Annotated in this window: 22 protein-coding genes and 1 pseudogene; 13 read left to right on the top strand and 10 right to left on the bottom strand. The window is 57.6% G+C overall.

Annotated features, from left to right (window positions below; translation table 11 throughout):
• Together OKC27_RS03100 and OKC27_RS03105 are read right to left on the bottom strand one after the other, a co-directional pair.
• The gene (locus tag OKC27_RS03100) at positions 1–1,344 is read right to left on the bottom strand and encodes a Na(+)-translocating NADH-quinone reductase subunit A (RefSeq protein ID WP_075114005.1); all 1,344 of its coding nucleotides are present in this window, start codon (positions 1,342–1,344) and stop codon (positions 1–3) included.
• 434 nt (positions 1,345–1,778) lie between these two features.
• Positions 1,779–2,093, bottom strand: coding sequence for a BolA family protein (locus tag OKC27_RS03105; RefSeq protein ID WP_182939037.1), 315 nt, complete (start codon positions 2,091–2,093; stop codon positions 1,779–1,781).
• A gap of 204 nt (positions 2,094–2,297) precedes the next feature.
• Here OKC27_RS03105 and OKC27_RS03110 point away from each other — a divergent pair, with 204 nt between their 5' ends.
• The 5 genes from OKC27_RS03110 to OKC27_RS03130 all read left to right on the top strand — a co-directional run bounded on the left by OKC27_RS03110 (position 2,298) and on the right by OKC27_RS03130 (position 7,163).
• Positions 2,298–3,431, top strand: coding sequence for a methyltransferase (locus OKC27_RS03110; protein ID WP_182939038.1), 1,134 nt, complete (start codon positions 2,298–2,300; stop codon positions 3,429–3,431).
• A gap of 17 nt (positions 3,432–3,448) precedes the next feature.
• Positions 3,449–4,033, top strand: a complete 585-nt coding sequence (locus OKC27_RS03115) for a YajG family lipoprotein (RefSeq protein WP_005349692.1) — start codon at positions 3,449–3,451, stop codon at positions 4,031–4,033.
• A 2-nt stretch (positions 4,034–4,035) separates the two neighbouring features.
• Positions 4,036–4,623, top strand: coding sequence for a peptidylprolyl isomerase (locus OKC27_RS03120; protein ID WP_042657198.1), 588 nt, complete (start codon positions 4,036–4,038; stop codon positions 4,621–4,623).
• Between the two features lie 173 nt (positions 4,624–4,796).
• On the top strand, positions 4,797–6,176 hold the full coding sequence (locus OKC27_RS03125; RefSeq protein ID WP_182939039.1) for an AmpG family muropeptide MFS transporter: 1,380 nt from the start codon (positions 4,797–4,799) through the stop codon (positions 6,174–6,176).
• A gap of 156 nt (positions 6,177–6,332) precedes the next feature.
• Entirely contained in the window at positions 6,333–7,163 is an 831-nt protein-coding gene (locus tag OKC27_RS03130) for a nucleoside-specific channel-forming Tsx family protein (protein WP_182939040.1), read from the top strand.
• Between the two features lie 108 nt (positions 7,164–7,271).
• On the opposite strand, the gene OKC27_RS03135 is transcribed toward OKC27_RS03130, so the two are convergent.
• Complete coding sequence (locus tag OKC27_RS03135) at positions 7,272–7,754, bottom strand: YajQ family cyclic di-GMP-binding protein (RefSeq protein ID WP_182939041.1); 483 nt, start codon at positions 7,752–7,754, stop codon at positions 7,272–7,274.
• A 200-nt stretch (positions 7,755–7,954) separates the two neighbouring features.
• Here OKC27_RS03135 and OKC27_RS03140 point away from each other — a divergent pair, with 200 nt between their 5' ends.
• Positions 7,955–8,908 (top strand): ketopantoate reductase family protein, encoded by a 954-nt coding sequence (locus tag OKC27_RS03140; protein WP_182939042.1) that lies wholly within the window; start codon positions 7,955–7,957, stop codon positions 8,906–8,908.
• 37 nt (positions 8,909–8,945) lie between these two features.
• The gene (locus tag OKC27_RS03145; RefSeq protein WP_182939043.1) at positions 8,946–9,506 is read left to right on the top strand and encodes a DJ-1 family glyoxalase III; all 561 of its coding nucleotides are present in this window, start codon (positions 8,946–8,948) and stop codon (positions 9,504–9,506) included.
• Between the two features lie 111 nt (positions 9,507–9,617).
• Here OKC27_RS03145 and OKC27_RS03150 read toward each other — a convergent pair whose 3' ends face one another.
• On the bottom strand, positions 9,618–9,824 hold the full coding sequence (locus OKC27_RS03150; protein WP_182939044.1) for a hypothetical protein: 207 nt from the start codon (positions 9,822–9,824) through the stop codon (positions 9,618–9,620).
• 131 nt (positions 9,825–9,955) lie between these two features.
• On the opposite strand from OKC27_RS03150, the pseudogene dinB reads away from it, so the two are divergent.
• The 6 genes and pseudogenes from dinB (at position 9,956) to rlmM (ending at position 16,573) form a co-directional block, all read left to right on the top strand.
• Positions 9,956–11,011, top strand: a pseudogene (gene dinB, locus OKC27_RS03155) (DNA polymerase IV).
• 66 nt (positions 11,012–11,077) lie between these two features.
• Entirely contained in the window at positions 11,078–13,219 is a 2,142-nt protein-coding gene (locus OKC27_RS03160; protein WP_182939045.1) for a methyl-accepting chemotaxis protein, read from the top strand.
• A gap of 283 nt (positions 13,220–13,502) precedes the next feature.
• Positions 13,503–14,423, top strand: coding sequence for a transcriptional regulator GcvA (locus OKC27_RS03165; RefSeq protein ID WP_042058376.1), 921 nt, complete (start codon positions 13,503–13,505; stop codon positions 14,421–14,423).
• Positions 14,416–15,045 (top strand): alpha/beta family hydrolase, encoded by a 630-nt coding sequence (locus tag OKC27_RS03170; protein WP_182939046.1) that lies wholly within the window; start codon positions 14,416–14,418, stop codon positions 15,043–15,045. The genes OKC27_RS03165 and OKC27_RS03170 overlap by 8 nt, the downstream gene beginning before the upstream one ends.
• A gap of 54 nt (positions 15,046–15,099) precedes the next feature.
• Positions 15,100–15,486, top strand: coding sequence for a DUF423 domain-containing protein (locus tag OKC27_RS03175; protein WP_182939047.1), 387 nt, complete (start codon positions 15,100–15,102; stop codon positions 15,484–15,486).
• Positions 15,479–16,573: a 23S rRNA (cytidine(2498)-2'-O)-methyltransferase RlmM gene (gene rlmM / locus OKC27_RS03180; RefSeq protein ID WP_182939048.1), complete on the top strand. Its 1,095-nt coding sequence runs from the start codon at positions 15,479–15,481 to the stop codon at positions 16,571–16,573. Before OKC27_RS03175 ends, rlmM begins: the two co-directional genes overlap by 8 nt.
• Before the next feature lie 82 nt (positions 16,574–16,655).
• Here rlmM and OKC27_RS03185 read toward each other — a convergent pair whose 3' ends face one another.
• The 6 genes from OKC27_RS03185 to OKC27_RS03210 all read right to left on the bottom strand — a co-directional run bounded on the left by OKC27_RS03185 (position 16,656) and on the right by OKC27_RS03210 (position 24,823).
• Positions 16,656–17,114: a hypothetical protein gene (locus OKC27_RS03185; protein ID WP_182939049.1), complete on the bottom strand. Its 459-nt coding sequence runs from the start codon at positions 17,112–17,114 to the stop codon at positions 16,656–16,658.
• A 117-nt stretch (positions 17,115–17,231) separates the two neighbouring features.
• Positions 17,232–18,239 (bottom strand): isocitrate dehydrogenase, encoded by a 1,008-nt coding sequence (locus OKC27_RS03190; RefSeq protein ID WP_182939050.1) that lies wholly within the window; start codon positions 18,237–18,239, stop codon positions 17,232–17,234.
• 159 nt (positions 18,240–18,398) lie between these two features.
• Entirely contained in the window at positions 18,399–19,199 is an 801-nt protein-coding gene (gene xni, locus OKC27_RS03195) for a flap endonuclease Xni (RefSeq protein WP_182939051.1), read from the bottom strand.
• Between the two features lie 139 nt (positions 19,200–19,338).
• Positions 19,339–20,694 carry a nucleotide 5'-monophosphate nucleosidase PpnN gene (gene ppnN, locus OKC27_RS03200; protein WP_182939052.1) on the bottom strand — a complete coding sequence of 452 codons (1,356 nt, stop codon included), beginning with the start codon at positions 20,692–20,694 and terminating at the stop codon, positions 19,339–19,341.
• A gap of 148 nt (positions 20,695–20,842) precedes the next feature.
• Positions 20,843–22,459, bottom strand: coding sequence for a GGDEF domain-containing protein (locus tag OKC27_RS03205; protein WP_270805922.1), 1,617 nt, complete (start codon positions 22,457–22,459; stop codon positions 20,843–20,845).
• Between the two features lie 84 nt (positions 22,460–22,543).
• Positions 22,544–24,823, bottom strand: coding sequence for a tetratricopeptide repeat protein (locus tag OKC27_RS03210; RefSeq protein WP_182939054.1), 2,280 nt, complete (start codon positions 24,821–24,823; stop codon positions 22,544–22,546).
• Positions 24,824–24,938: the final 115 nt, after the last annotated feature.

Below are 24,938 nucleotides of genomic sequence, written 5' to 3' on the forward strand. Positions count from 1 at the left end.
TTAACCTTCCAGTTCAATCTTGGTCAGGCACTCACGCAAGATCGGGCCGTACTCTGTCTTGCCGGGGCAGACAAAGGTACAGAGCGCCAAATCTTCCTCATCCAGCTCCAGGCAGCCCAGTGCTTGCGCACCGTCGCTATCGCCGGAGACCATGTCCCGCAGCAGCAGGGTTGGCAGGATGTCGAGTGGCATCACCCGCTCATAGTTGCCGATAGGCACCATGGAACGGTCACTACCGTTGGTAGTGGTGGTGAAGTTGATCAGCTTGCCCTTCATCAGATGAGAGAGGGTGGTCCGGGTGATAGAGAACTTGTTGGCACTGGGGTTGATCCAGCCCAAGAACTCTTTCTCGCGACCTTCACCCAGCACGCAAACCTGATTGTGGTAGCGACCCAGGTAGTCGTGAACCCCTTCGGCTTTGGCACCACTCAGGATAGAACCGGAGATGATACGGTTTTCGTCGGCACGCAGCTCGTTGTTGGTGAGCTGGCTGATGCAGGCGCCCAGGCGGGTACGCAGCAGACGCGGCTTGAGCACGTTCGGGCCAGCCAATGCGATCACCTTGTCGGTGCAGATCTCACCGGTGGTGAACAGCTTGCCTAGAGCGATCACATCCTGATAGTTGATGTGCCACTGCACCTTGGTGCTGCTGACCGGATCCAGGAAGTGGATATGGGTACCCGGCAGACCGGCAGGGTGCGGACCGACAAAGATCTCTTCCTTGACCTGGGTCAGCGGAGAGTGGGGCAGGCTGCCTTCGCCTTTACAGACGTAAACGGTGCCGTCGGTCAGGCGGGTCAATACGGCCAGGCCATCGAGGAAGGCCTGTGGCTGTTCCTTGATGATCAGCTCGGCATCGGCTGCCAGCGGGTTGGTGTCCATTGCGGTCACAAAGATGGCGCGCGGGGCTGTGCCTACCGCGGGGACTTTGCTGAACGGACGGGTACGAAACGCAGTCCACTGACCTGATGCGACCAGGATCTCTTGCACCTTGCTGCGCTCGAGCTTGGCCAGCTCGGCAGAGGCAAAATGCTCAAATGTCACCTGTTCATCGGAACCGTCGAGGTCGATGACCACGGACTGGAGAACACGTTTGGCACCACGGTTGATTTCTGAAACCACACCGGTGGCAGGAGCTGTGAATTTAACGCCCGGATTCTTCTTGTCTTCAAAAAGATCCTGACCTTTGATGACGCGATCACCTACTTTGACGAACATAGTAGGTCGCATCCCCACAAACTCCTCGCCCAGTGTCGCAACACGGGTGATGGCGGGGCCATCGTAGATTACTTGCTCTGGCGCACCCAGCACGGGGATGTCCAGTCCTCTTTTGATTGTAATCATACTCAATTGCACTACCGTTACGGGAGAGGTTGGTTAGCGCCGAGAAATACATCACGACGGGTGGTTGAATGAGTCGATGTTGTGGCTGTGCCAGGTGGTCAGGCTCAACAATTATTCAACATGCAAGCTCACTCAAAAGCGCTTGACTTTACCACTTAAGGTGCATTTTCTGCCATGCCAAATGGGCAAAATCCCCGTGCCATCACAAAATTAACCTGCAATGAATAAGCCCCCGACACCTTGTAAGTCGTGGTTTTAAAGGTTTTTTTATTTTGCTACCTCAATGGGGGTATTTGCTGTTGTTTTAACTGTCAACAACAAGCCTCGATGCTGAAAAATACCCCCTTGGATGTAGTCTTTTCGGGGCCAATGGGGAAAGTTTGTTTCATTTTTGTTGGCAGATGCGCAATGAGAATGGTGTGGTGCCGCCCGGTTCAGGAGAGTGACGGTTTGCCAACGCAGCTCGGGGTACGCGGGGCATGGCCTTTTTCCTGCCACTCGCTTGTCGTGTAGGTATGCAGCGCCAGTGCATGAATTGCGCCGGCCAGCTCGTCGGCCAGCACGGCATTGACCTGACGATGACGAGCCAGCAGCCGCTGCCCTGCAAATTGCTCGCTGACGATCACCACCTTGAAGTGGCTCTCTGAGCCGGGTTCCACACGGTGCATGTGGCTCTCGTTGATCACCTCCAGCACGGTGGGGGAGAGGGCGGCGGTCAGCTTTGCTTCAATCAGTTGTTGGAGGGTCATCGGATCGGCTTCCAGAGTGAATGTCGGGCCATTCTATCGGCAGTCGTGCGATCGAATAAGCCCCCGTAAGGGGGAAATCACCGGTCAGTTGCCCCCTTGATGCGCATCGAACTGGTGAAATTCCTGCTCCTCGCTAGAATAGCGCCACTTTGCGTCGCCCCTGGCGCCTGTATACACGAATCAAGCCGAGGTTGGACTCTTCCTATGCAAACCCTTCTCGACACTCCCCATTGCCAGCTCACACTCTACCGCTATCCGCGCCAGAGTCAGGAGACGCTGCAAGCCTGGGATGCGGCTGACGAATATCTGATCAACACCCTGGCGGAGTCCCCCCTCGAGCAGGCGGGCCCCGTCATCATCATGAATGACGGCTTTGGCGCGCTGGCCGCCTATCTGCATCCTCACTCCCCCTGCTGCGTCACCGACTCCTACATCAGCGAGCGGGCGACCCTGGCCAATCTGGCTGAAAACGGGTTGGATGCAGGCGGGATTACCTTGCAGGATGCGCTGGCACCGCTGCCCGATGCCCCTGCGCTGGTGGTGATCAAGGTCTCCAAATATCAGGCACTGCTGGAACAGCAACTGCTGGCATTGCGGGATGTAGTGACACCTGCGACCTGGGTCATTGCCGCTGGCAAGGCGAAGGATATTCATACTTCCACGCTCAAGCTGTTCGAGAAGTATCTGGGGCCGACCCGTACCTCGCTGGCCTGGAAAAAGGCGCGTCTCATTCACTGCGAGCCGCAGGCAGAACGTCCCGCGTTGGCCCATCCCTTCCCGACCGTGTGGCCGCTGGAGGGCACTGACATGCTCATCCACAACCATGCCAACGTCTTCTCGCGCACCAGTCTCGATATCGGTGCCCGCTTTATGCTGGACAACCTGCCCATTCACAGTGCCCGCAAGGTGATCGATCTGGGCTGTGGCAACGGGGTGCTGGGGTTGTCGCTGCTTGCCAAAGACAGCGAGGTGGAGGTGACCTTTATCGATGAATCCTATATGGCGGTCGCCTCGGCACAGCTCAACGTCGAGCACAATCTGCCCGATGCACTGCCGCGCGCCCGCTTTATGGTCAATAACTGTCTCGACGGGGTGGCGGTCGGCTCGGCGGATCGGATCCTCTGCAATCCCCCCTTCCATCAGTTGCAGGCGATCACCGATCATATCGCCTGGCAGATGTTCAGCGATGCGCACCGGGTGTTGCCTCAAGGGGGTGAACTCTGGATAGTAGGCAACCGTCATCTGGACTATCACAACAAACTCAAGCGCTTGTTTGCCAACGCACAAGTCGTTGCGTCGAACAGCAAATTCGTTATTTTGAAAGCCATCAAACGCTAAAGCCAAAGGAAACCATGATGAAAAAGTCACTCTTGCTGCTGGCCGCCCTGATGCTGGGCGGGTGTGCCACTCATTGGCCGGAGACGGCGCTACTCAATCCGCAGGTGATCCCCGCCAACCAGCAATACTACTCTGGCAATCGCATCACCATGGAAGGGGTAGACAAGCGTGAGGCTGCCTACGTCTTCTCCATAAAACATAAAGAGAAAGCGCCGGTGCTGGTCAACAGTGAGCGTCCGCTCAACCTGCTGATGGCCGAGCGGCTGGCCGAAGGGCTGCGTAGCCAGGGTCTGGAAGTGGGCAACAGTGGCACCACCAACCTGACGCTGGTGATCTCCAATGCAGCAGTCAATGTGGAAGAGAAGACCTTTACCTATGTCACCAAGTCTCGCGTCAGCCTGCAGGTGATCGCAGATTTCCAGGGCAACCGTCTGACCAAGCAGTTCAACATGTCCTCCAGCAAGGAGAGCCCGAGCGAGCCAAGCATGGCCGATCTGGAGTCTACACTGAACCTGCAACTGGGTAGCGTGCTGCAGCAGATCATGGCGGATGATGCGCTGCGCGGTTACCTGAAAGGTCAACCGAACGGTGCAGGGGTCTGATGATGAAAAAACTCTGGTTGCTGGCCATGCTGATCGCCCCGCTGGCGTTCGCGGGCCCTAAAGTCAGAATGGAGACCAACCACGGCAATATCGTGGTGGAGCTGGCCTCCAAGCAGGCGCCCCAGACGGTGAAGAATTTCCTGCGCTACGTGGCTGATGGCAGCTATGATGGCAGCATCTTCCACCGGGTAATCCAGGACTTCGTGGTGCAGGGGGGTGGCTACAACCAGCAGTTCCAGCAACTGCCGACTTATGAGCCTGTGGTCAACGAGTCGCGTGGTGGTTTGCCCAACAAGCGTGGCACCATCGCCATGGCTCGCACCCAGGCGGTCGACAGCGCGACTCGCCAGTTCTACTTCAATCTGGTCGACAACAATAACCTCAACGCCGGTGGCGCCGCGGGTTATACCGTGTTCGGTCAGGTGGTGCAGGGGATGGAGGTGCTGGACAAGCTGGCTCAGGTACAGACCGGTTACAGCTCCATTCTGCGTGCCAACGATGTGCCGACCAGCCCCATCATTCTGAAGAAGGTGGTGTTGCTGGCAGAAACCCCGGCGGACAAGAAAGTCGACAAGAAAGCGGGCAAGTAACCCTCGCCGGACGTGGTTCGTCACCGCGCGCTCGTCACACACTATGCAAGGCACATCCCGCTTGGAATGTGCCTTTTCTCTATCCGGGCTTCTTTTGGCCTATCTCTTTGCTCGCCTTGGCTATCTGCCATCAACCTGCCAAAATGACGCACTTTTCCAAAGTCGTCAGGTAGTTGAACATGATCCGCAAACCAAGCTGGAGAGAGTCCCTCGCCGTCTATCTCGAATTTCGGGTGTTTATTCTCTTTGCCATGGGTTTTTCATCGGGTCTGCCGCTGCTACTGGTGTTCGGTACCCTCTCATTCTGGTTGCGTGAGGCCGATGTCAGCCTGACCGATATCGGTTACATGAGCTGGGTGGCGCTCGCCTATGGATTTAAATGGTTGTGGTCGCCGCTGGTGGATCGCATGCCGCTGCCGTTGCTCTCCACGCTGCTGGGGCGTCGTCGCAGCTGGATGTTGTTCTCCCAGTTGCTGATCGCCGCCGCGCTGGTCGGCATGGCGTTCTGCGATCCCAAGACCGAGCTGGCCCAGCTGGCGCTGTTTGCCCTGCTGGTGGCCTTTGCCTCGGCCACGCAGGATATCGTCATCGATGCCTATCGCATCGAATCCGCCCCCGAGCGGCTGCAGGCGGCGATGGCGGCCTCCTACATGACCGGCTACCGGCTGGCGATGATCATGGCGGGTGCCGGTGCGCTGGCGTTGGCGGCCTGGTTTGGCAGCAACAGCGGTTATGACTATCGTGGCTGGCAGATTACCTATCTGGTGATGGCGGGCTTGATGTCACTCGGGGTCATCACCACCCTGTTCTGCCATGAACCGGATATCGATCTGGCCGGGCAGGGCAAGCAGCAGGCCGAGCGCAAGGCGTTGCTACTGGAACAGGGGTGGCCTGCGCCGCTGGCCAGTGCCGGAGCCTGGGGCTATGAGGCGGTCTGGTGTCCGTTTGCCGACTTCTTCCGCCGCTATGGCGGATCGGCGCTGCTGATCCTGGCGTTGATCGCCTGCTATCGGGTTGCCGATGTGGTGATGGGGGTGATGTCCAACAGCTTCTATGTGGATATGCAGTTCAGCAAGACTGAAGTGGCCACCATCACCAAGGTGTTTGGCGTCATTATGACGCTGGTGGGGGCTGCGCTGGGGGGCGTGCTGGTGATGCGCTTTGGCACGCTGCGCATTCTATTTTTGGGGGCGCTGCTCACCGCCAGCACCAACTTGCTGTTTGCCCTGCTCCATCAGGTTGGTCACAACCTGGAGTTGCTGACCCTGATCATCTCGCTGGATAACCTCAGTGCCGGCATTGCGACCGCGGCGTTTGTGACTTATCTCTCCAGCCTGACCAATGTGGCATTCTCGGCGACTCAGTACGCGCTGTTCAGCTCGGTGATGTTGCTGTTGCCCAAATTGCTGGCCGGTTTTTCCGGGCAGGTCGTGGAGCAGATTGGCTACAGCGCCTTCTTTGTCGGAACCAGTTTATTGGGCTTGCCTGTGTTGTTGTTGATTGTGCTGGTAGCCAGAAAGGGGAGTGAGTTGCTCTCAGCGGCTGACAAATAGCAAGCGTTTGCGTAGAATCGGGGGTGATTAGATTCACACTTCCGGATAAAGTTCCCGAGAAGTTGTTTCTCCCCTGATTTTATTTGATTAGAATTCCTCTCGCTCCTTGTGGGCAGGCTACGGAAAACCTCAACTAACGCACAAGAGACCAATAAAATGGCCAAATTTACCAAGACTCTGATCGCTGCCGGTCTGCTGGCTGCTGCCGCTACTCCGGCCTTTGCTGCTGATTACAGCGGTGATATCCACAAGAATGACTACAAGTGGATGCAGTTCAACGTGATGCATACCATTGACCAACGTCCTATCTTCACCAATGACGGTAGCTACAACGATACCTATTTTGAGATGGAGTTCGGTGGTCGTTCCGGTATCTTTGATCTCTATGGTTATGTCGACGTTTTCGATATTTTCGACACCAAGCACAGTGACAAGCATGGTGGTGATAACCTCTACATGAAGTTTGCTCCCCGTGTATCTCTGGATGCGCTGACTGGTCAGGATTTGTCCTTTGGCCCAGTACAAGAAGTTTATCTGTCTACCCTGTTCAACATCGGTGGTTCCCAAGGCTTGAACGAAGCGTTGGTGGGGGTCGGTGCTGATGTGATGGTGCCATGGTTTGGCAAAGTAGGTATGAACCTGTACAAGCGCCACATGAACGAAGCATTTAATGACTTCACAACCGGTGAGGAAGGCCCGACTGGTTGGGACGGCCAGCAGTTCTCCATGAACTGGTTCAAACCCTTCTATACCTTCTCCAACGGTAGTTTCGTCTCTTATCAAGGTTATCTGGATTACACTTGGGGCATGGAAAATACTACCCATTCTGATGGTCTGGGCACCTTCCACGGTATTTACTGGCACTCCGACCGTTACGCTGTTGGCTATGGTCTGAAGTACTTCAATGAAATCTACGGTATTGACAACAACGATTTCAGTAAATCTACTGGTTTCGGTCACTACTTCTCTGTTACCTACAAGTTCTAATAAAACTTGGGGTACAAAAAAACCGGAGTATCTGCTCCGGTTTTTTTATGGCCGCGATTTAGATAGCGTGGCGCGAGTCATTGAGTGCGCCACGGCTGAGTGGACAAATTAGTCGCGGAAGTTCTGGAACTGCATCGGTTGACCCAGTTCGGCGCCACGGACCAGTGCCATGGTCTCTTGCAGATCGTCACGCTTCTTGCCGGTGACACGTACTTCATCACCTTGGATGGCGACCTGTACCTTGATCTTGGAGTCCTTGATCAGCTTGACCAGCTTCTTGGCGATCTCTTTCTCGATCCCCTGCTTGAACTTGACGGTCAGGTGGAAGCGCTTGCCGGAGTGAACGGAGTCACCCACTTCCATGGAGCTGTTTTCGATGTTGCGCTTGAGCAGGGCAGCGCGCAGCATTTCGACCATCTGCTTGAGCTGGAAATCGGCATCGGCTTCCAGTTTTACCTCTTCCTTGTTCAACTCGAAGCTGGCTTCTACCCCACGAAAATCGAAACGGGTGGCCAGTTCACGATTGGCGTTGTCGACTGCGTTCAACACCTCGTTCATTTTGACTTCAGAGACAATATCGAATGACGGCATAGCCGGAGCTCCTCATGTTGCGTTATCGGGGGGCAAATCTACCAGAAAACGGGCAAATTTGCTGATTTTGATAGGGCTGCTCTGCTAGAATCCCCTGCGCACAGGATGGGTGGACCCGTTAGCGTCCACCAGCGAGTTCTTCACTTATCTCCGGTAACAGGTTGAGAGGATTGCAACCCTTACCCTGACAGAGTCACACCATGCCAAGCGGATTAAAAAATTCCCGACAGCCCGTTATGCCACCTGTGATCCCGCAGTGGTCACTGTTGGGTTGTGGCGCCCTCGGCGGCGTTTTTGCCTCCCTGCTGACCCAGAGCGGTCAATCCACCCGAGTCTTGTTGCGCGAACACCATAAGTCCACGCTCCATCCGGGGTTCGATTTCACCTCGCTGGAGGGGCAGGTACAACTGCTCAATATCGAGCGTGGATTTGTCAGCAAACCTGGCAAGATAAAGCGACTGCTGGTGATGACCAAGGCCAGTCAGGTGGTTGCCGCACTGGCGCCGCTGGTGGGCAAACTGGATGCTGGCGTGCCGATCGTGCTGCTGCACAACGGGATGGGCATTGCCGAGCAGGTGGTCGAGATGTTCCCGCACAACCCGGTGATTGCTGGCGTCACCAGCCATGGCGCCATGCAGGGTGGCCATTTCGTCTTCCGTCATACTGGCAAGGGCGAAACCTGGCTTGGCCCGATCAATGAAGCCGCCAAGGCCCACGCCGCGCTCGCGGATGAGCTGGCGCTGGCGCTTGGTCAGGCTGGTTGGGATGAGCAGGTATTGGTACGTCAGTGGCAAAAGCTGGCTATCAACTGTGCCATCAATCCCCTGACGGCCCTCTACAAGCTGAAAAATGGCGAGTTGGCGGGCCCCCGTTTTGCTGATGCCCAGCGGCAGATCTGCGTGGAAGTGGCGGATGTGATGTGCGCCGAAGGCATTACTACCACGGCAGAAGAGTTGCAGCGCCGAGTGATGACGGTGGTGGAACTGACCGCTGACAATTACTCCTCCATGTATCAGGATATGGAGCTGGGACGAGAGACCGAGATTGAGGCCATTACCGGTTTCCTGCTGGCCAAGGCTGCCCAGCATGGCATCGCCGTGCCGGTCAATCAGGGTCTCTATCAGGCGATAAAAGAGAAGAGTCAGGCCGCCTGACCCTTTACATGGCAGAGCAAGCAGCAAGGAGGCGGGAGTGAGTGTACTGGTGCTGGTGGCCCCCGGGTCGGAAGAGATAGAGACGGTCGCCATTGTCGATACCTTGGTGCGTGCCAGCATTGAGGTGGTGCTGGCCTCTTGTTGCCCAGCCGGATCCCGGCAGGTGAAGGCATCGCGCGGGGTACAGCTGGTGGCCGATTGTCATATCGACGAGCTGACCCGTCGGGACTTTGAAGCCATCGTGGTACCCGGCGGTCTGCCCGGCAGTGAAGTGATCCGCGATACTCAGCTGGCCATCGATCTGCTCAAAGAGCATGCTGCTCTTGGTCGCTGGCGCGCTGCTATCTGCGCCGCCCCCGTAGTGGTGTTGCAACATCATGGCCTGCTGGATGGTGCCATCGTCACTAGCCATCCCGGCTTTCAGTCCCGATTACCGACATCGCAGTTGTCACATGAGCGGGTAGTAAGGGATGAGGCTCATCGCCTTATCACCAGTCAGGGGCCGGGCAGCGCCATCGAGTTTGCGCTCGAACTGGTCCGGGTTCTGCGCGGGGATGAAGTGGTGGCCGCCGTCGCTGGCCCTATGGTGCTGCCTTGAGCGCACTCTGCTGCTGAATCCAGCTAGCCATATGTTGAAAAACGGGCCCCGATCAGCTTGATCGGGGCCCGTTTGTTATCTGCCGTTGCCGGCCACGCCATCTTGTCCGGCTCAGTAGTCGTACTGTTTGCACTCCTTCTTGCGAAACTCTTCGCGCCAGCGTGACAACTCTTGCTTTGTGCCGAGCTTGTCCCCTTTCTTGATGGCCTGCTCCAGTATCTCAATCCGGTCGTACAGCCAGCGGCACTCTGCCGTCGGGTTGTTCTTGCCGATGCCGGTCAGCGGCAGCAACCCGAGTCCCAGCCAAAGATATTTCATCCCGAACGCTCCTTGTCATTGTGGTAGAAAAGGTCTCCTTGGAGTCTACCATTTTAGCCGCAACGAGAGAGATAGAGCTGCAGTTATCCTTGGGGTAAGATGATGCCATGTCTGTTTATTTATACAGTGGTATGCGCAAGATCATCCATATCGACATGGACTGCTTTTTTGCCGCGGTAGAGATGCGGGACAACCCGGCGCTGCGGGAGGTGCCGCTCGCCATAGGGGGAGCCTCAGAGCGGCGCGGTGTTATCTCGACTTGCAACTACGTGGCGCGCCGGTTCGGGGTGCGTTCCGCCATGCCGAGTGCACTGGCGAAAAAGCTCTGCCCGCCGCTGGTACTGATCCCGGGGCGGATGGCGGTGTACAAGGATATCTCCCGTCAGCTCAGGGCCATTTTCCTGCGCTATACCGATCAGGTTGAACCGTTGTCGCTGGATGAAGCCTATCTCGACGTGACCCACAGTCGCTGTTGTGGTGGCAGTGCCACCCTGATGGCGCAAGAGATCCGGCAAGCCATCGTCACCGAACTGGGATTGACCGCTTCGGCGGGTGTGGCGCCCAACAAGTTTCTCGCCAAGATCGCCTCGGAGCAGCGCAAACCCGATGGTCTGTTTGTCATTCGCCCCGACTAGGTGGCCGAATTTGTCTGCCAGTTGCCCCTCGGCAAACTGCCCGGGGTGGGCCGCAAGACCGCCGAGCGGCTGGAGGCGCAGGGGCTCTACACCTGCGAGGATGCGCGAACCTTGTCGGCACAAGAGCTGTGCAGTCGTTTTGGCAAGCTGGGCGAGATGCTGACGACCCGGATCTGGGGGCTGGATGAACAGCCGGTGCAGGCGCAGCGGATCCGCAAAACCATCGGGGTGGAAACCACGCTGGCGAGCGATCTCTGTGACGAAGCCGCCTGTCTGACGGTATTGCAGCAACTGTTGCCGGAGCTGGAGCGGCGATTCCAGCTGGCGTGTCCTGCCGGGCAAGTGATGGGTCAGGGAATCAAGCTCAAGTTTGCCGATTTCCATCAGACCACCGTTTATCGCAGTCAGGGTGGTTATCAGCCAGCCTTGTTTGCCCCGCTGCTCAAGGAGGGATTGCAACGGGCACAGGGGCGTTCGGTACGTCTGCTGGGGCTGGTGGTGGGTCTGCCAAAAGAGGGGGAAGTTAACCAGCTATCGCTGGATTTGCTGTGAGAGAGTTAAGTTTTTGTTTATAAAGTCGATACTCTACCCATATCTGCATGAAGTAGGAATATTGGCATGAATGCTCTTTCTGTCCAGGGTCGGATTACCCTGATCACCGGTTGCTGTCTGCTGGTCACCGCCGCCGCTCTGGTTGCCTCCTCGATTTACAACGCGAACAAGATGCAAACGCAGGTGCGACAAGCCACTCTGCATGAGGCGCAGCAGTCAGCCGAAAACTGGATGAAGGCGATGGGCTCGGAGCAGGCGGCCAAGGTGACCAGCTATCTCGATGAAGCCTATTTTCGTGCCAGCTTGCTGGCCGAGAGCGTTCTGTTCCAGCGCAAGAATGGGGCCGAAAACTTTGTCCCGTCAGAGGCGCTGCGCAGCGCCATCAATCAGCAACTGCACGATGCCGTTGCCTCATCGACCAATCTGCTCGGCGTCTATACGGTGTTCGAACCCGATCAGCTGGATGGGGAAGACAGTAACTATGAGGGCTCGACCGCGCTCGGCGCCAACGACAAGGGGCGCTTCTCCAGTTATTGGGCGTATGACAACGGCAAGCTGGTGCCCGAGGTGCAGAATGAAGATGTGCTTGCTGACGACAGCCCGACCGAGGCCGGTGGTGTTGAAAACGAGTGGTATCGCTGCAGCATTCGCACCCGGGCACTCTGCCTGCTGGAACCCTATCTGGACGATGTCGGCGACAAGAAAGTCTTGATTACCTCAGTCTCAGTACCTTTGCTGGAGCAGGGAACATTACTGGGGGTAGCTGGCGTTGATATCTCCCTGACGACCTTGCAGGATCTGGTCTCTACCATGGACAAGGAGCTCTATGACGGCAAAGGCAGAATCTTGCTGGTCAGTCATGAGGGGCGCGTGGCGGGTGCCGATGAGTTTGATGTGACCTTGGGGCGGGAGCTGGATCAGATGTATCAAGGGCTGGCCAGCGAGCTGAAAGGCTGGCTCAATCAGGGTCAGGAACAGACGCGCTGGAGCCGCGATGGCGCCCTGTTGCAGAGCTTTGTGCCGGTCTCCATGCGTGGTACCGATCGTAAATGGGGCATCTACATTGAATTACCACGGGCCGTAGTGTTGGCCTCGGCCCAGCAACTGCAGGATGATCTGGCCAGTGAGGCCAATCGCAGCGTGGTCTCGCAACTCTCTATCGGAGTGCTGATCTCGCTGGTGGCCCTGAGCTTTATCTGGTGGATGGCGCGCCAGATCGTGGCACCTATTCGCGCCGTGGTTGCTCGCCTCAAGGATATTGCCAGCGGCGAGGGGGATTTGACCCAGCGCATCGAGATCCAGCGGCAAGACGAGATTGGCGAGCTGGCCAAGTGGTTCAACAGCTTCCTCAACAAGCTGCAATCGACCATCAGCCAGGTGATTGATACCGTTGCCGGCACCCGCAACAGTGCTGAGCGGGCGGCGCAGGTGGCCGAGCGCACCAGCAGCGGCATGCAGGACCAGTATCAGGAGATCGATCTGGTGGCGACGGCGTTTGAAGAGCTGAGCGCCACGGCGATGCAGGTCTCCGGCAATGCCAGCTTGGCGGTGGCGGCCGCCAACACCACCGATGCCGCGGCGCAAGAGGGCAAATATGTGGTGGCTGACACCCAAGAGGCGATGCGCAAGCTGATGACCATCATCAACGATGCCCAGCCGGTGGTGGAGCGGCTCTCGGCCAACAGTGGCAACATCAATGACATTCTCACCGTTATTCAGGGGATTGCCGAACAGACCAACTTGCTGGCGCTGAACGCGGCCATTGAAGCGGCGCGGGCCGGTGAGCAGGGGCGTGGCTTTGCCGTGGTGGCCGATGAGGTGCGCAATCTGGCCGGTCGTACCCAGAATGCCATCGTCGAGATCCAGACCCTGATCAGCCAGCTGCAGTCCGGTACTGGCGCCGTGGTCAAGGCGATCCGCGATGGTCATGGCCAGGCTGACGAGACGCTCGCCAAGGTGGATCTCTCGGTGCAGGTGCTGGAGCAGATCATCCAGTCGGTCTCCACCATCCATCAGATGAACGAGCAGATTGCCCGAGCGGCGCAGGAGCAGAGCCGGGTGGCGGACGAGATCAACCGTAACGTCAGCAACATTCGCGATGTGAGCCACACCATTCGGGCCGAAGCGGCGACCTCCGCCGAAAATGGTCGCGAGCTCTCCGCTCTCGCTGACAAACAGCAGCAACTGGTGGGGCAGTTCAAGGTATAGCGAGATCAAAAAAGGCGCCATCCAGCTGGAGGCGCCAAACACATTCAGATGACAGACTGGGTCAAATCGAGAAGATTTGAGCCCCTCTTCCCGCAGAGGAAGAAACACAACACCACAATCACAGTCGAAAGACTCACGAAAAACACATGTAAACCAACATGTAGTAGAAAATGTGAGCCATATGACGACTGATTGCTGGGCGAATTATGTTTATTCACTGGTCGACCCGCAACCGACAAATTATAATGCGCCCCATTAGAAAAACTCATCGTCGGCTGGTGTCATGTCTCGTCGTTTACCTCCGCTCAATGCCCTTAAGGCGTTTGAAGCAGCGGCTCGTCACTTAAGCTTTACCCGCGCAGCAGAAGAGTTGTTTGTGACTCAGGCTGCCATCAGTCACCAGATCAAGGCGCTGGAGGAGTATCTTGGCATCAAGCTGTTCCGCCGTAAAAACCGCTCCTTGTTGCTGACCGAAGAGGGGCAGGGCTATTTCCTGGATATCAAGGATATCTTTGCCTCCATCTCTGAGGCGACCGACAAGCTGCTGGCCCGCAGTGCCAAGGGGGCGTTGACCGTCAGTCTGCAGCCGAGTTTCGCCATCCAGTGGCTGGTGCCGCGCTTGGTCAAGTTCAGCGAACGCCACCCCGATATCGATGTGCGGATCAAGGCGGTCGATCTCGACGAAGGGTCGCTCACCGACGACGTAGATGTTGCCATCTACTACGGGCGTGGCAACTGGCCGGGTCTGCGTTGCGACAAGCTGCATACCGAATACCTGATCCCGGTCTGCTCCCCCTTGCTGTTGACCGGGCCAAAACCGCTGCGTACGCCGCAAGATTTGACTCTTCATACCCTGCTGCACGATACCTCCCGCCGTGACTGGAAGGCCTGGTTCCGCCAGCTCGATATCGATGCACCCAACGTCAATCAGGGGCCCATCTTCAGCCACTCCACCATGGTAATCCAGGCGGCGATCCATGGTCAGGGGGTGGCGCTTGGCCACAGCGTGCTGGCGCAACCCGAGATTGAGGCCGGCCGTCTTATCTGCCCGTTCGAGCAGGTGTTGGTGAGCAAAAATGCCTTCTATCTGGTGTGCCAGGAGCAACAGTCGGATCAGGGCAAGATCGTAGCCTTCCGCGACTGGATGCTGGAGCTGGTAGAGCAGGAAGAGGCGCGTCGCAGGGCAAGGCTCGCCGATGCCTGAGGTGATCCGCGAGGGGGCAATTGATGCCCCCGTTCGCATTTTGCTGGCCCACGGTGCGGGCGCCGGGATGGAACACGCCTTTCTTGCCGAGTTGTCACGCCTGCTGGCTGGCCCCGACATCGAAGTGGTGCGCTTCAACTTCCCCTATATGGCCAAACGGGCTTTGGATGGCATACGCAGGCCGCCTGATCGGCAGCCTGTATTGCTTGAACACTGGCATGAAATGATCCGCGAGTTTGCCCATCCACGGCTGTTTCTGGCGGGCAAGTCGATGGGCGGGCGGATGGCGGCGGAACTGTATAGTGAAGGCGAGGGTGAGATGAATGCTGCAGGATTGCTCATTCTCGGGTATCCTTTCCACCCTCCGGTCAAGCCCGACAGTTGGCGAGGCGAGGTACTCAAGCATATTGCAGTGCCAACCCTGCTGTTGCAGGGGGAGCGCGACACCTTCGGTAGTCGCGCCGAACTGGCCGATTTCCCCTTCTCACCCGCCGTATCGGTCCATTGGTTGACCGATGGTGATCATGGTTTCAAACCGCGTAAAGCCAGTGGCGTGAGTGAGCAGGAGAATATGCAGCATGCGGCGGCGGCTATCAGCCATTTTGTGGCCCGGCACGGATAGCTAGAGTGGACTGGCCTTGTTGTTGCCAGCCGTGATGAGAGAGGGAGAGTGAGGATGCAGATCCATCGACATTGGCTGATACTGGCCGGTCTCTTCGGGTTGACGGCCACCATGTTGGGGGCGTATGGCGCTCATGGATTGGCGGCGACCGGCATTACGCCCGAGCGTCTGGCGGCGTTCAATACCGCCGTGCAGTATCAGTTTTTTCACGCATTGGCCCTGCTGGCTCTGGGTTGGTGTGGTGTGCGCAGCAAGGTGATCCACCTGGCTGGCACCGCCTTTGTGCTGGGGATCATCGGATTCTCCGGCAGTATTTACGCCATGGTGCTGCTTGGCAGCAAGGGGCTGGGGCTGATTACCCCGGCTGGTGGCCTCTGTTTTATGTTGGGATGGGCGGCTTTGATTTGGGCCGGCTGTCGTCTTGGAGGAAAAAATGAATAATCTGCTGCTTTATTGCCGCCCCGGTTTTGAGAAAGAGGCGGCTGCAGAGATCACCGAGCGTGCCGGTAACATGCAGTGCTACGGTTTCGCCCGGGTCAAGGACGACAGCGGTTATGTGATCTTCGAACTGTATGACGAGGAGCAGGCGGACCTGCTGGCTCGCAAGCTGCCGTTCCGGGAGCTCATCTTCATCCGTCAGATGCTGGTGGTGACCCATGAGCTGAAGGCGCTGGATGTCGCGGACAGGATCACTCCCATCATCGAGGCGGTTCGCGAATACACCATTTGCGGCGATCTGCGTGTCGAAACCGCGGATACCAACGAAGCGAAAGAGCTGTCGGCCTTCTGCCGCAAGTTCACCGTGCCGCTGCGTCAGGCGCTGCGCAGCAACGAGATCCTGACCAAGAAGGAGACGCCAAACCGTCCGGTGTTCCACGCCTTCTTCATGGCCAATGATCACGTGTTGCTGGGCTACTCCTATTCGTTCAACAACTCCGGATTCCACATGGGGATCCCGCGCCTGCGCTTCCCGGCCGATGCGCCGAGCCGCTCCAGCCTCAAGCTGGAGGAGGCGTTTTACGTGTTCGTGCCGCGGGAAGAGTGGGATGTGCGTCTCTGCTCAGGCATGAAGGCGGTGGATCTGGGCGCCTGCCCGGGTGGCTGGACCTATCAGCTGGTGCGTCGTGGCATGATGGTTACAGCGGTCGACAACGGCATGATGGCCCAATCCCTGATGGATACCGGTCAGGTCAAGCATATCCGGGATGACGGTTTCGTCTGGCGTCCGAGCAAGAAGAACACCTACTGGCTGGTGTGCGACATGGTCGATAAACCGGCGCGGGTCGTTCACATGATTGCGGACTGGTTCCGTGAGGGCGACTGCCAGGAGGCGATGTTCAACCTCAAGCTGCCGATGAAGAAGCGTTATGCGGAATCGGTACACAACATCGAAGTGCTGCGCGAGATGCTCAAGGAGATCGACAACGCGTTCGTGATCCAGGCCAAGCAGCTCTATCACGATCGAGAAGAGATCACCGTGCATGTTTACAACAAGTACTGGGTCTCCAAACTCGAGCCCAAGGCGTGATGTAGCCGTTCAGCCCGAACGATAATTACCAAGGCCGACAGGGAAACCTGTCGGCCTTTTGCTATGCGGCTGCCGGAAAATATCAGAAACGGTAATCGAGGCGCAGGGAGGATTCGTCGTCGGTCACCTTGATCTCTATCTGCAGCGGGAAGGTTTTGTCGACCGGATTGAACTGCATTTTGATGCCATCCCCTCTCAATCTGATTGCCGTATGCAGTCCACCGGCTTTGAATTTGACCTTGGGTCTGAAGCGTTCAATCGACAGACTGATGCTCTTTTCCGGGGTCAGATTGAGCTGCGGGTAGGAGGTGATCTTTTGATTACCAAAGTTGTCGGTGGAGACTTCAATCCCAAACGACAGGGGTTTGGGTGCCTTGAGCAGGTCGTTGGTATCCAGGCTTGAACGCCATACCTCGGTGGCAGTCCGTTTTTCCTGCTGTGGCAGTTTGGCGATTTGGGTTGATTGGGCCTGTTCGAAGGCACTGGCAGTGCCACAAACCAGCATCAGACCCGACACCAGATAGCACCCGTATCCCTTCATGAAAAACACTCCCTGTTCTTCTTCTCTATTGAACATAGTTGCTGTTCGGGGAGTGGCAAAGGATTCGGAAATATAAAAAAGGGAGCCGAAGCTCCCTTTTAAAATCAATGAATTAACTCACATACGATCGATGATGGCCTGGGTGAATTCGCTGGTGGAAGCCGTGCCACCCAGATCGCGGGTGACCCGATCACCGGATTCGATGGTAGCTCGCACCGCTTCGCGGATCCGCTCTGCTTTATCCTGCATGCCGAGGTACTCCAGCATCTGAATGGAGGCGAGGATCACCGAGGTCGGGTTGGCGATATTCTTGCCTGCGATATCCGGTGCCGAGCCGTGCACCGCTTCGAAGATGGCGGCGCCATCGCCGATGTTGGCGCCGGGCGCCATACCAAGGCCGCCAACCAGACCGGCGCAAAGATCCGAAAGGATATCGCCGAACAGGTTGGTGGTGACCATGACATCGAAACGCTCCGGGTACATCACCAGGTTCATGCAGGCGGCATCGACGATCATCTCTTCGCTCTGGATATCTGGGTAGTGGCTGGCGATTTCACGGGCTACTTCGAGGAACAGGCCGGAGGTCGACTTGAGGATGTTAGCCTTGTGGATGATGGTGACCTTCTTGCGCCCTTCCTGACGAGCCAGCTCGAAGGCAAACTTGACGATGCGCTCGGCCCCTTCACGAGTGATGATGCTCATCGCCTCGGCACTCTTGTTGTCATCGCTGCGCTTTTGGCCTGCACCCGAGTACATCCCTTCGGTGTTTTCACGCACCGTGATGATGTCGATATTGTCGTAACGGCTCTTGGTGCCCTTGAAGGAGATGACCGGACGCACGTTGGCGTAGAGGTTGAATTTCTTGCGCAGGGAGACGTTGATGGAGGTAAAACCGCCGCCGACCGGCGTGGTCAATGGCCCTTTCAGGCTCACCTTGTTCTTCTCAATCAGATCCAGGGTAGCCTGGGGCAGCAGCTCGCCATGCTTCTCGAGGGCAACCAAGCCTGCATCAGCATATTCGTATTCGAAATCGCAGCCCGCATGGGTCAGGATCTGGATGGCTGATTCAATGATGCTGGGGCCGATGCCGTCGCCGGGGATCACGGTAATTTTTCTTTTGGACATGAGAGGGTTCCACTTCCAAGGTATAGGGGAGGATGGGGCTGCTTTATAGCATTTACTCAGCAAACCAACCACATTCCTTTACATTCTACTCACTTTCATCAACAGCGAGGGTGAGTCTCGTCATGGTTCGCACCCTTACCTGCATTTTTGTTCGGCCATTTAGTCCGGCTGGGGCGGGTAGCGGATGTCCCGCAGGTTGAATCCCAGCACAATATCACGCTGCAAGCGCACCAGCCGCTGGGCCAGCAGGGCTTCATCCTGATGCTGGCGCAGCTTGAGCAATGGCTTGGCGGCATCCTCTTGAAGGCAGGCCTCGAGCATGGCCGCCAGATTGCCATATTGCTGCAGCAGCTGGGTAGCGGTCTTGGGGCCGATACCCGGTACCCCCTTGATATTGGAACCGCTGATACCGGTCAGGGCCCAGAAGTCGACCAGCTGAGCGGGCATTACCCCATATTGCTGCTGGACGAAGGCGGCATCCAGCCAGCGTTTGTTGAAGTAGTCGCGTACCCGGATCTGCGGGCAGATGAGCTGACAGAACCCTTTGTCGGTGGAGATGATGGTTGCCTGATGGCCGTGGCTGGCGATGCCGCAGGCTAGAGTGGCGATGAGATCATCCGCCTCATCGGTCTCGGAGAGCAGGGCATCGACACCGCACTCCCAGAAAGCATCCTGCAGGGTCGCCAGCCCTTCACGCAGCTCGGGGGGCATGGGCGTGCGCCCCTCCTTGTAGGCTGGATAGACCTCCTTGCGCCAGCTGTGCACCTCGCCGTCAAAGACCGCGATGACATGGGTCGGTTCGCTATTGGCCAGCAGCTTGCGGCAGGTATTGATGAGGTTGGCGCGGGTGGCGACCAGCGCTTGGGCAGGGGTCAGTGCCTGCTGGGCCTGTACCGCGTGCAGACGGCGAATGAGGTTGAGGGCATCGATGATGAGCAGGTGTGGCCGGATAGTTGACATGGGGCACTCTTGGCGGTCGGGACGCCCCATTGTAACAAACCACTCGCCTGATGGGGGATTGATGGTATGCGGGAAGGCATAGCACCAATAAAGAGGGGCGCCGATGCACCCCTCTGTCGATGATGTGGCTGTCTGTACCCTAGCGGACGATTTCGTAGCAGGGCACATATTGGCTGCCCGGCAGCTTCATCCGCTGCTGCTTGACGAAGCTCTCCAGCAGCTTGTCCATCAGGTGCATCAGCTCCTCGTCGCCGTGTAGCTTGAAGGGGCCTTTCTTCTCGATGGCGCGAATGCCCCCTTCCTTGACGTTGCCAGCCACGATGCCGGAGAAGGCGCGGCGCAGGTTGGCAGCCAGCAGTTGCGGCGGCTGGTTGCGGTGCAGATCCAGACTGGCCATGCTGGCGTGATCCGGCTCGAACGGGAGCTGGAACTCCGGCTCAATCTTGAGGGACCAGTTGAATGAGTAGGCATCGCCGACCGATTTGCGATATTCGCGAATCTTCGGCATCGCCTCTTTCATTACCCGGGCCACTTCCGGCGCATCGCCGACGATGATCCGGTAGAGCCGGGTGGCTGGCTCGCCCAGGGTCGCCTTGATGAAGTCATCGATGGCACGGAAGTAGTCGGCGCTCTCTTTCGGGCCGGTCAGAATGATCGGCATCGGCTGTCGTTCATTGGCCGGGTTCATCATGATGCCGAGCAGATAGAGCAGCTCTTCGGCGGTGCCGACCCCGCCCGGGAAGATGATGATGCCGTGGCCCAGACGCACGAAGGCTTCCAGCCGCTTCTCGATATCCGGCAGGATCACCAGCTCGTTGACGATGGGATTGGGCGGTTCGGCCGCGATGATGGAGGGTTCGGTGAGGCCGATGTAGCGCCCGTTTCGTACCCGCTGCTTGGCATGGCCGACGGCGGCCCCCTTCATTGGGCCCTCCATGGCGCCCGGGCCGCAACCGGTACAGATGTTCAGCTCACGCAAGCCCAGTTCGCTACCCACCGCACGGGTGTACTGGTATTCGATCTCGTTGATGGAGTGGCCACCCCAGCAGACGATCAGGTTGGGATCGGCGCCGGGCAGGATCACCTTGGCGTTGCGCAGAATGGCGAACACCACGTTGGAGATATGGGTGGAGTTGGTCAGATTGACCTGGCGGTTGGACTCGAGCTGATTGGAGACATAGAGAATGTCGCGTAGCACCGAGAAGAGGTGCTCCTGAATGCCGCGAATGATCTCGCCATCGACAAAGGCGTGCTCGGGGGCATTGAACAGTTCCAGCTTGACCCCGCGCTCGCGCCGGATCACATGAATATCAAACGATTTGAAGCGCTCCAGGATCTCCTTGGAGCTGTCGGTATGGCTACCGGAGTTGAGCACTGCCAGCGAGCAGTTGCGAAACAGTTGATAGATATCGCTGGAGGCAGTCTGCTTGAGGCGATCCACCTCAAGCTGTGACAGCAAATCCATGCTGCCGACGGGATTGATGTGCGTAATCATAGGTTCCCCTTTACTCACTTGTTATCGTTGTGTTTTTCCCTGGGGAGAAAAGGGGACGCCATGTAGCATCCCCTGAGATCGATAGTAGTGGTAACAGAGGGGGGAGGGAAATAGGGTGACGACTGTTCGCTGTTTTTTTAGCCGGTTGTCAGGCCAGTGTCACTTGATCCCGACCGGTGTTCTTGGCGTGGTAGAGCGCCTTATCCGCCCGCTCGAACACATCGGACGGGTTATCCCCATCCTTGAACAGGGTGGCGCCGATGGAGATGGTGATCTCCACCTTGGCATCGCGAAAACGGAACGGGATGCTCTTGATGGTCTGGCGCAGGGTCTCCAGCGGCTTCTGGAATTTGTCCGGGTTGATGTTGGGCAGCAACACCACGAACTCTTCCCCGCCGAAACGGGCGATGAAGTCAGTGTCACGCAGGGCACTCTGCAGCGCCTTGGCGACCACTTTCAGCGCCTTGTCACCCGCCATATGGCCGTAGTTGTCATTGATGTTCTTGAAGTGATCGATGTCGATGATCGCCATGCAGAGCGGAGTGCGGTAGCGCAGCCAACGTTTGTACTCCTGCTCCAGCCGTTCATCGAGGGCGGCCCGGTTGTGTACCTGGGTCAGGCTGTCGAGGAACAGCTTGTGCTTCTGAATGGTCAACCGCTTCTTATACTCGGCGGTCTCCTCCTTCATCAACCGCAGCTTGGACTCCATGGTGGATAGGCGGGTGAGCAGGTGACGCTCTCGCGCCGCTGTGCTCTCGCGCTCTTGCAGCAGCAGGTTGATGGCGCCCATGTGGCCTGAGATGGTTCGCTTGAGCGCATCGAGGGAGTTATAGCTGGCCAGGGATTGATCGATGGCCTGCAACTCGCTGACCAGCGCCTCGCGGGTCTCTCTGGTTTCGTTTTGCAGCGCGCGCCCCTCGTCGAGGGATTCGGTAAACCCGACATGCACCGCGGACAGGCTCTCGTTGAGGGAGCTGAGGAAGGCGCGGGAGGCTTTGCGCTCCTCACGGGTACCTTCGATGATGAGCTCAATCACCTGCAGGCAGGTTTCCGCCAGCAGGGCCGGGTTGATCCCGATCAGCAACTGGCGGCGGATGTCGCCCAGACTCTCGCCGATGGCACCGGCAAAGTCGAGTTCGGTGATGAGCCGCTGCAGCTCGTCGGCGATGCGAGCGTGATCCTTGAGATCAAACGGGTCGACATCGGGCTGGCCATCGTGGCTGGTGGGGGCATTTTCTGGCTGAGCTGCGCCTGCCGGTGCCAGCAGAGGCTGGCTGGGCAGCAGCTGGATCTTGATCGCCTGCTGGTAGAACTCCAGCAGTTTGATTACCTTCTTTTGCTGATCGGCAATGCCGTAACCGGCGGGACTTGCCAGAAACTCCTTGAGGGATTTGCGGGTCTCTTCCGGGAAGCCCTTGATGGTTTTCAGCTGTCTGGAGCCAAGATCGATGGCGGTTTGGGTCAGGGTGATCGACTCTTCCAGCGCATTGCTGTGCTGCTGCAACAGTTTTTCGATGGCCTGCAGATCCTCATCCAGCGCGGTAAAGGCCGGATTGTTATCTAGTTTCTGCTTGAGTTTGGCGAATCGATTATCCAGCTCGCGGTCGAAGCCACGGCAGGAGAGCATCAACTTGTTGATAAACTGGATGCCGCGGGCACGCTCTGCATCGGAGAACGAGAGAACGCCGTCGAGTTCCAGCTGTTTTTGCTGAAGGGATTCCCTGAGCCTGGCCAATTGTCCTGCTACGGCAGCGATGTCATTCATTATCAGGTCGCCCTGTTGTCATTATTGTTTTTGGTGTTGGATAGCAACAGTGGTCGAACCGGGTTTCGAGCCTCGCCCTGTTATCTACATTTCCGGGTGGTCATCGGCAGCCGGCTTCCTTGCAAGGCTGGGCCAATTAACCCATTGCTTTTCATGAGAAGAATTGACTTTTACCAGCCCCTTGTCAATTGCCATCAAGCCGCATTGCCACACATCCCCATTAAAAAATGCGGCCTGTTGGCAATCGATGGCGGCGAGCTCCAACCAGGCGTTTTGCTGGCATTTTTCACTGAGCTGAATGGCTCCCGACAGGGCGAGATAGCAGAGGTCAAACAGGCCATTGTGATCGAGCGCGGTCGCCGCCTTCGGCAGGAAGGGGTGACTGACAATCCCGAGGCTGATCTGGCGATCCAGCGGATAGCTGCAAGGGAAGGCGGCGATGGCGGTCAGCAGGTCTCCCGCCAGTTGATGTAGGTTGGTCACGTGGCGCTGTGGCACCACATAGAGCATGTGTCCTTCACGCAAGTCATAGATACGGCCATCTTGCGGGGTCAGGGTGTCCATATAGGCACCGAAGGCCTGCTCGATTTCTCTGCTGGCCTGATAGCCGTGGCGCTCCAGCGTGTTGACCAGAAAGGGCACCCGGAACAGCAGATAGTGCAGCTTGTCATCGAACTCGCTGGAGGGCTGTTCACTGAGGTACCAGCGATCCGATTTCAGCTGGCGCTTTGCCATCTCCCGCGGCCAGCGGTTCATCAGCCGCTGCCAGTTGGCCAGCCCCGAGCGTGGCTCGATCAGCAGGGCCTCATTGGTCCGTTTCAGTTGCAGGCGGGCAGTACGCAGCTTGAGCCAGAGGGTGAAGAAGAGGTAGATAAAGAGCGCCAGCAGCAGGCTGGTGGTGATGCTCGACCAGAGATAGCGCTCCTGCTGATGCTGGCTGTTGTTAAGTCGCTGCTCCAGCTCCTTGATATGTTGCACCCGCTCGACCTGGACATAGTTGTCACGGATCGCCGCCTGCTCCATGGCCTGCTCCTGCTGGCGCACCTCTTCGCCAAGACGGTGGAAGCGCTTGTAGCTGTCGAGGGCCTGACGCAGATACCCCTTCTGCTCGTAGGCAAGCGACAACAGGCGGAATACCTCGTACTGACGGCGGGTATCGCCGAGCTGATTGGCCAGTGCGCGGGCGTTCTCCAACTGCAGGATGGCGATGGCGGCCTCCTGCTTCTTCAGATAGAGCTCGCCGAGCAGCAGCAGGGTATCGATCAGCGGCTCTTTGGCATCGCTCAGTTCGTGAGACTGACGGGCCGCATTGAGGTAGTTGCTGGCCAGCGAGAGGTTGCCGCTTTGCAGGTAGGTTTTGCCGATTTCATATTTGAGCAGGGAGGCTTGTGGTCGGTTGCTCCCCTCATCGAGCAGATCCAGCGCATTGAAGAAGTAGACCAGCGCCATATTGAGGTCGCCCTGCTCGCGGTTGAGTCGCGCCAGCACCATCAGGGAGTCGCACAGCAGGGAAGGGTTGCCGATGGAGTGGAAGTAGTTGGCCGCCTCATTGGCATACTGCAGCGCTTTCTGGGGCTCCTGCTCCTGCTGATAGAGTTTGACTATCTGGTTCGACAGCAGGCCGAGAAAGAGCGGGTCGTTGAGGCTTTTGGCCTGTTGCTGGGCATCGATATATTCCCCCAGTGCCAGCTGTGGCTGCTGCAGCGCGCGATAGAGGTCGCCGCTGATGGCGCTGACCCAGGCACTGGCGAGGGGATTGGGGGTCTTGGCGGCCCAGATCCGCGCATCTGCCAAGTGGGCCTTGGCATCATCGAAGTGCTGGTTCTCGATGTCGTAGCTGGTGCGTTGCAGGCGGCCATAAATCTGGAGCTGGCTCTGCTTGAGCGTGGGGACGGCCAACTGTTCGTCCAGTTGATCCATCAGGGCGCGGCTGGTGCTCTGGTTATCCGGTTTGAGGGCCTGACTGCGGATCTTGAGATAGAGGCCGTGGGCCTTGAGTTCCGGTTGCCGCTCTTTGTCTGCCAGCGCCATCGCCTTGTCGAGCGCTTGCTGGGTGGCCTGATATTGACCCAGTTGCAGCAGACACTCCCCTTTGAGCAGATGGGCGCCTATGGTCTGGGCCGCCGTGCTGTAACTCAGGATGGGCTCGCGATAACCGAACTCCTGGCGATTGCTGATGATTTGCTGGGGATTATTGGCTGCGCGCGTCAGGAAGGCTGTGGTGATCTGGACGCATCTGGCAGGATCGGTCAGTACCATCGATTGCGCTTGTTGCAGATCGATAGAGAGTTGCTCCTTGTCCAGATCCAGATTCGGAGCTGACAGGGAGGACATCATCATGGCCAGAAAAAACAGTTGATTCATTGGATTAAGGACGGCGCAGAGGTGTTGGCATGTTATCCAAGCCCCCCCCTGCGAGTCCAGCGTTTACTGTGGTTTGCTGGTGGCCGGCAAGTGGGTTTCGTCTGGATTTTATTAT

Source organism: Aeromonas sp. QDB62 (assembly GCF_027705695.1).
Taxonomy (GTDB): Bacteria; Pseudomonadota; Gammaproteobacteria; order Enterobacterales; family Aeromonadaceae; genus Aeromonas; species Aeromonas allosaccharophila.

Excerpts from the sequence above, each read along its gene's own strand:
- OKC27_RS03190 (WP_182939050.1), bottom strand. The coding sequence starts at position 18,239 with ATGTCCAAAAGAAAAATTACCGTGATCCCCGGCGACGGCATCGGCCCC.
- OKC27_RS03105 (WP_182939037.1), bottom strand. The coding sequence starts at position 2,093 with ATGACCCTCCAACAACTGATTGAAGCAAAGCTGACCGCCGCCCTCTCC.
- ppnN (WP_182939052.1), bottom strand. The coding sequence starts at position 20,694 with ATGATTACGCACATCAATCCCGTCGGCAGCATGGATTTGCTGTCACAG.
- OKC27_RS03100 (WP_075114005.1), bottom strand. The coding sequence starts at position 1,344 with ATGATTACAATCAAAAGAGGACTGGACATCCCCGTGCTGGGTGCGCCA.
- OKC27_RS03130 (WP_182939040.1), top strand. The coding sequence starts at position 6,333 with ATGGCCAAATTTACCAAGACTCTGATCGCTGCCGGTCTGCTGGCTGCT.
- rlmM (WP_182939048.1), top strand. The coding sequence starts at position 15,479 with ATGAATAATCTGCTGCTTTATTGCCGCCCCGGTTTTGAGAAAGAGGCG.
- OKC27_RS03120 (WP_042657198.1), top strand. The coding sequence starts at position 4,036 with ATGAAAAAACTCTGGTTGCTGGCCATGCTGATCGCCCCGCTGGCGTTC.
- OKC27_RS03185 (WP_182939049.1), bottom strand. The coding sequence starts at position 17,114 with ATGAAGGGATACGGGTGCTATCTGGTGTCGGGTCTGATGCTGGTTTGT.
- OKC27_RS03135 (WP_182939041.1), bottom strand. The coding sequence starts at position 7,754 with ATGCCGTCATTCGATATTGTCTCTGAAGTCAAAATGAACGAGGTGTTG.
- OKC27_RS03205 (WP_270805922.1), bottom strand. The coding sequence starts at position 22,459 with ATGAATGACATCGCTGCCGTAGCAGGACAATTGGCCAGGCTCAGGGAA.
- OKC27_RS03165 (WP_042058376.1), top strand. The coding sequence starts at position 13,503 with ATGTCTCGTCGTTTACCTCCGCTCAATGCCCTTAAGGCGTTTGAAGCA.
- xni (WP_182939051.1), bottom strand. The coding sequence starts at position 19,199 with ATGTCAACTATCCGGCCACACCTGCTCATCATCGATGCCCTCAACCTC.
- OKC27_RS03140 (WP_182939042.1), top strand. The coding sequence starts at position 7,955 with ATGCCAAGCGGATTAAAAAATTCCCGACAGCCCGTTATGCCACCTGTG.
- OKC27_RS03175 (WP_182939047.1), top strand. The coding sequence starts at position 15,100 with ATGCAGATCCATCGACATTGGCTGATACTGGCCGGTCTCTTCGGGTTG.
- OKC27_RS03170 (WP_182939046.1), top strand. The coding sequence starts at position 14,416 with ATGCCTGAGGTGATCCGCGAGGGGGCAATTGATGCCCCCGTTCGCATT.
- OKC27_RS03160 (WP_182939045.1), top strand. The coding sequence starts at position 11,078 with ATGAATGCTCTTTCTGTCCAGGGTCGGATTACCCTGATCACCGGTTGC.
- OKC27_RS03150 (WP_182939044.1), bottom strand. The coding sequence starts at position 9,824 with ATGAAATATCTTTGGCTGGGACTCGGGTTGCTGCCGCTGACCGGCATC.
- OKC27_RS03110 (WP_182939038.1), top strand. The coding sequence starts at position 2,298 with ATGCAAACCCTTCTCGACACTCCCCATTGCCAGCTCACACTCTACCGC.
- OKC27_RS03210 (WP_182939054.1), bottom strand. The coding sequence starts at position 24,823 with ATGAATCAACTGTTTTTTCTGGCCATGATGATGTCCTCCCTGTCAGCT.
- OKC27_RS03115 (WP_005349692.1), top strand. The coding sequence starts at position 3,449 with ATGAAAAAGTCACTCTTGCTGCTGGCCGCCCTGATGCTGGGCGGGTGT.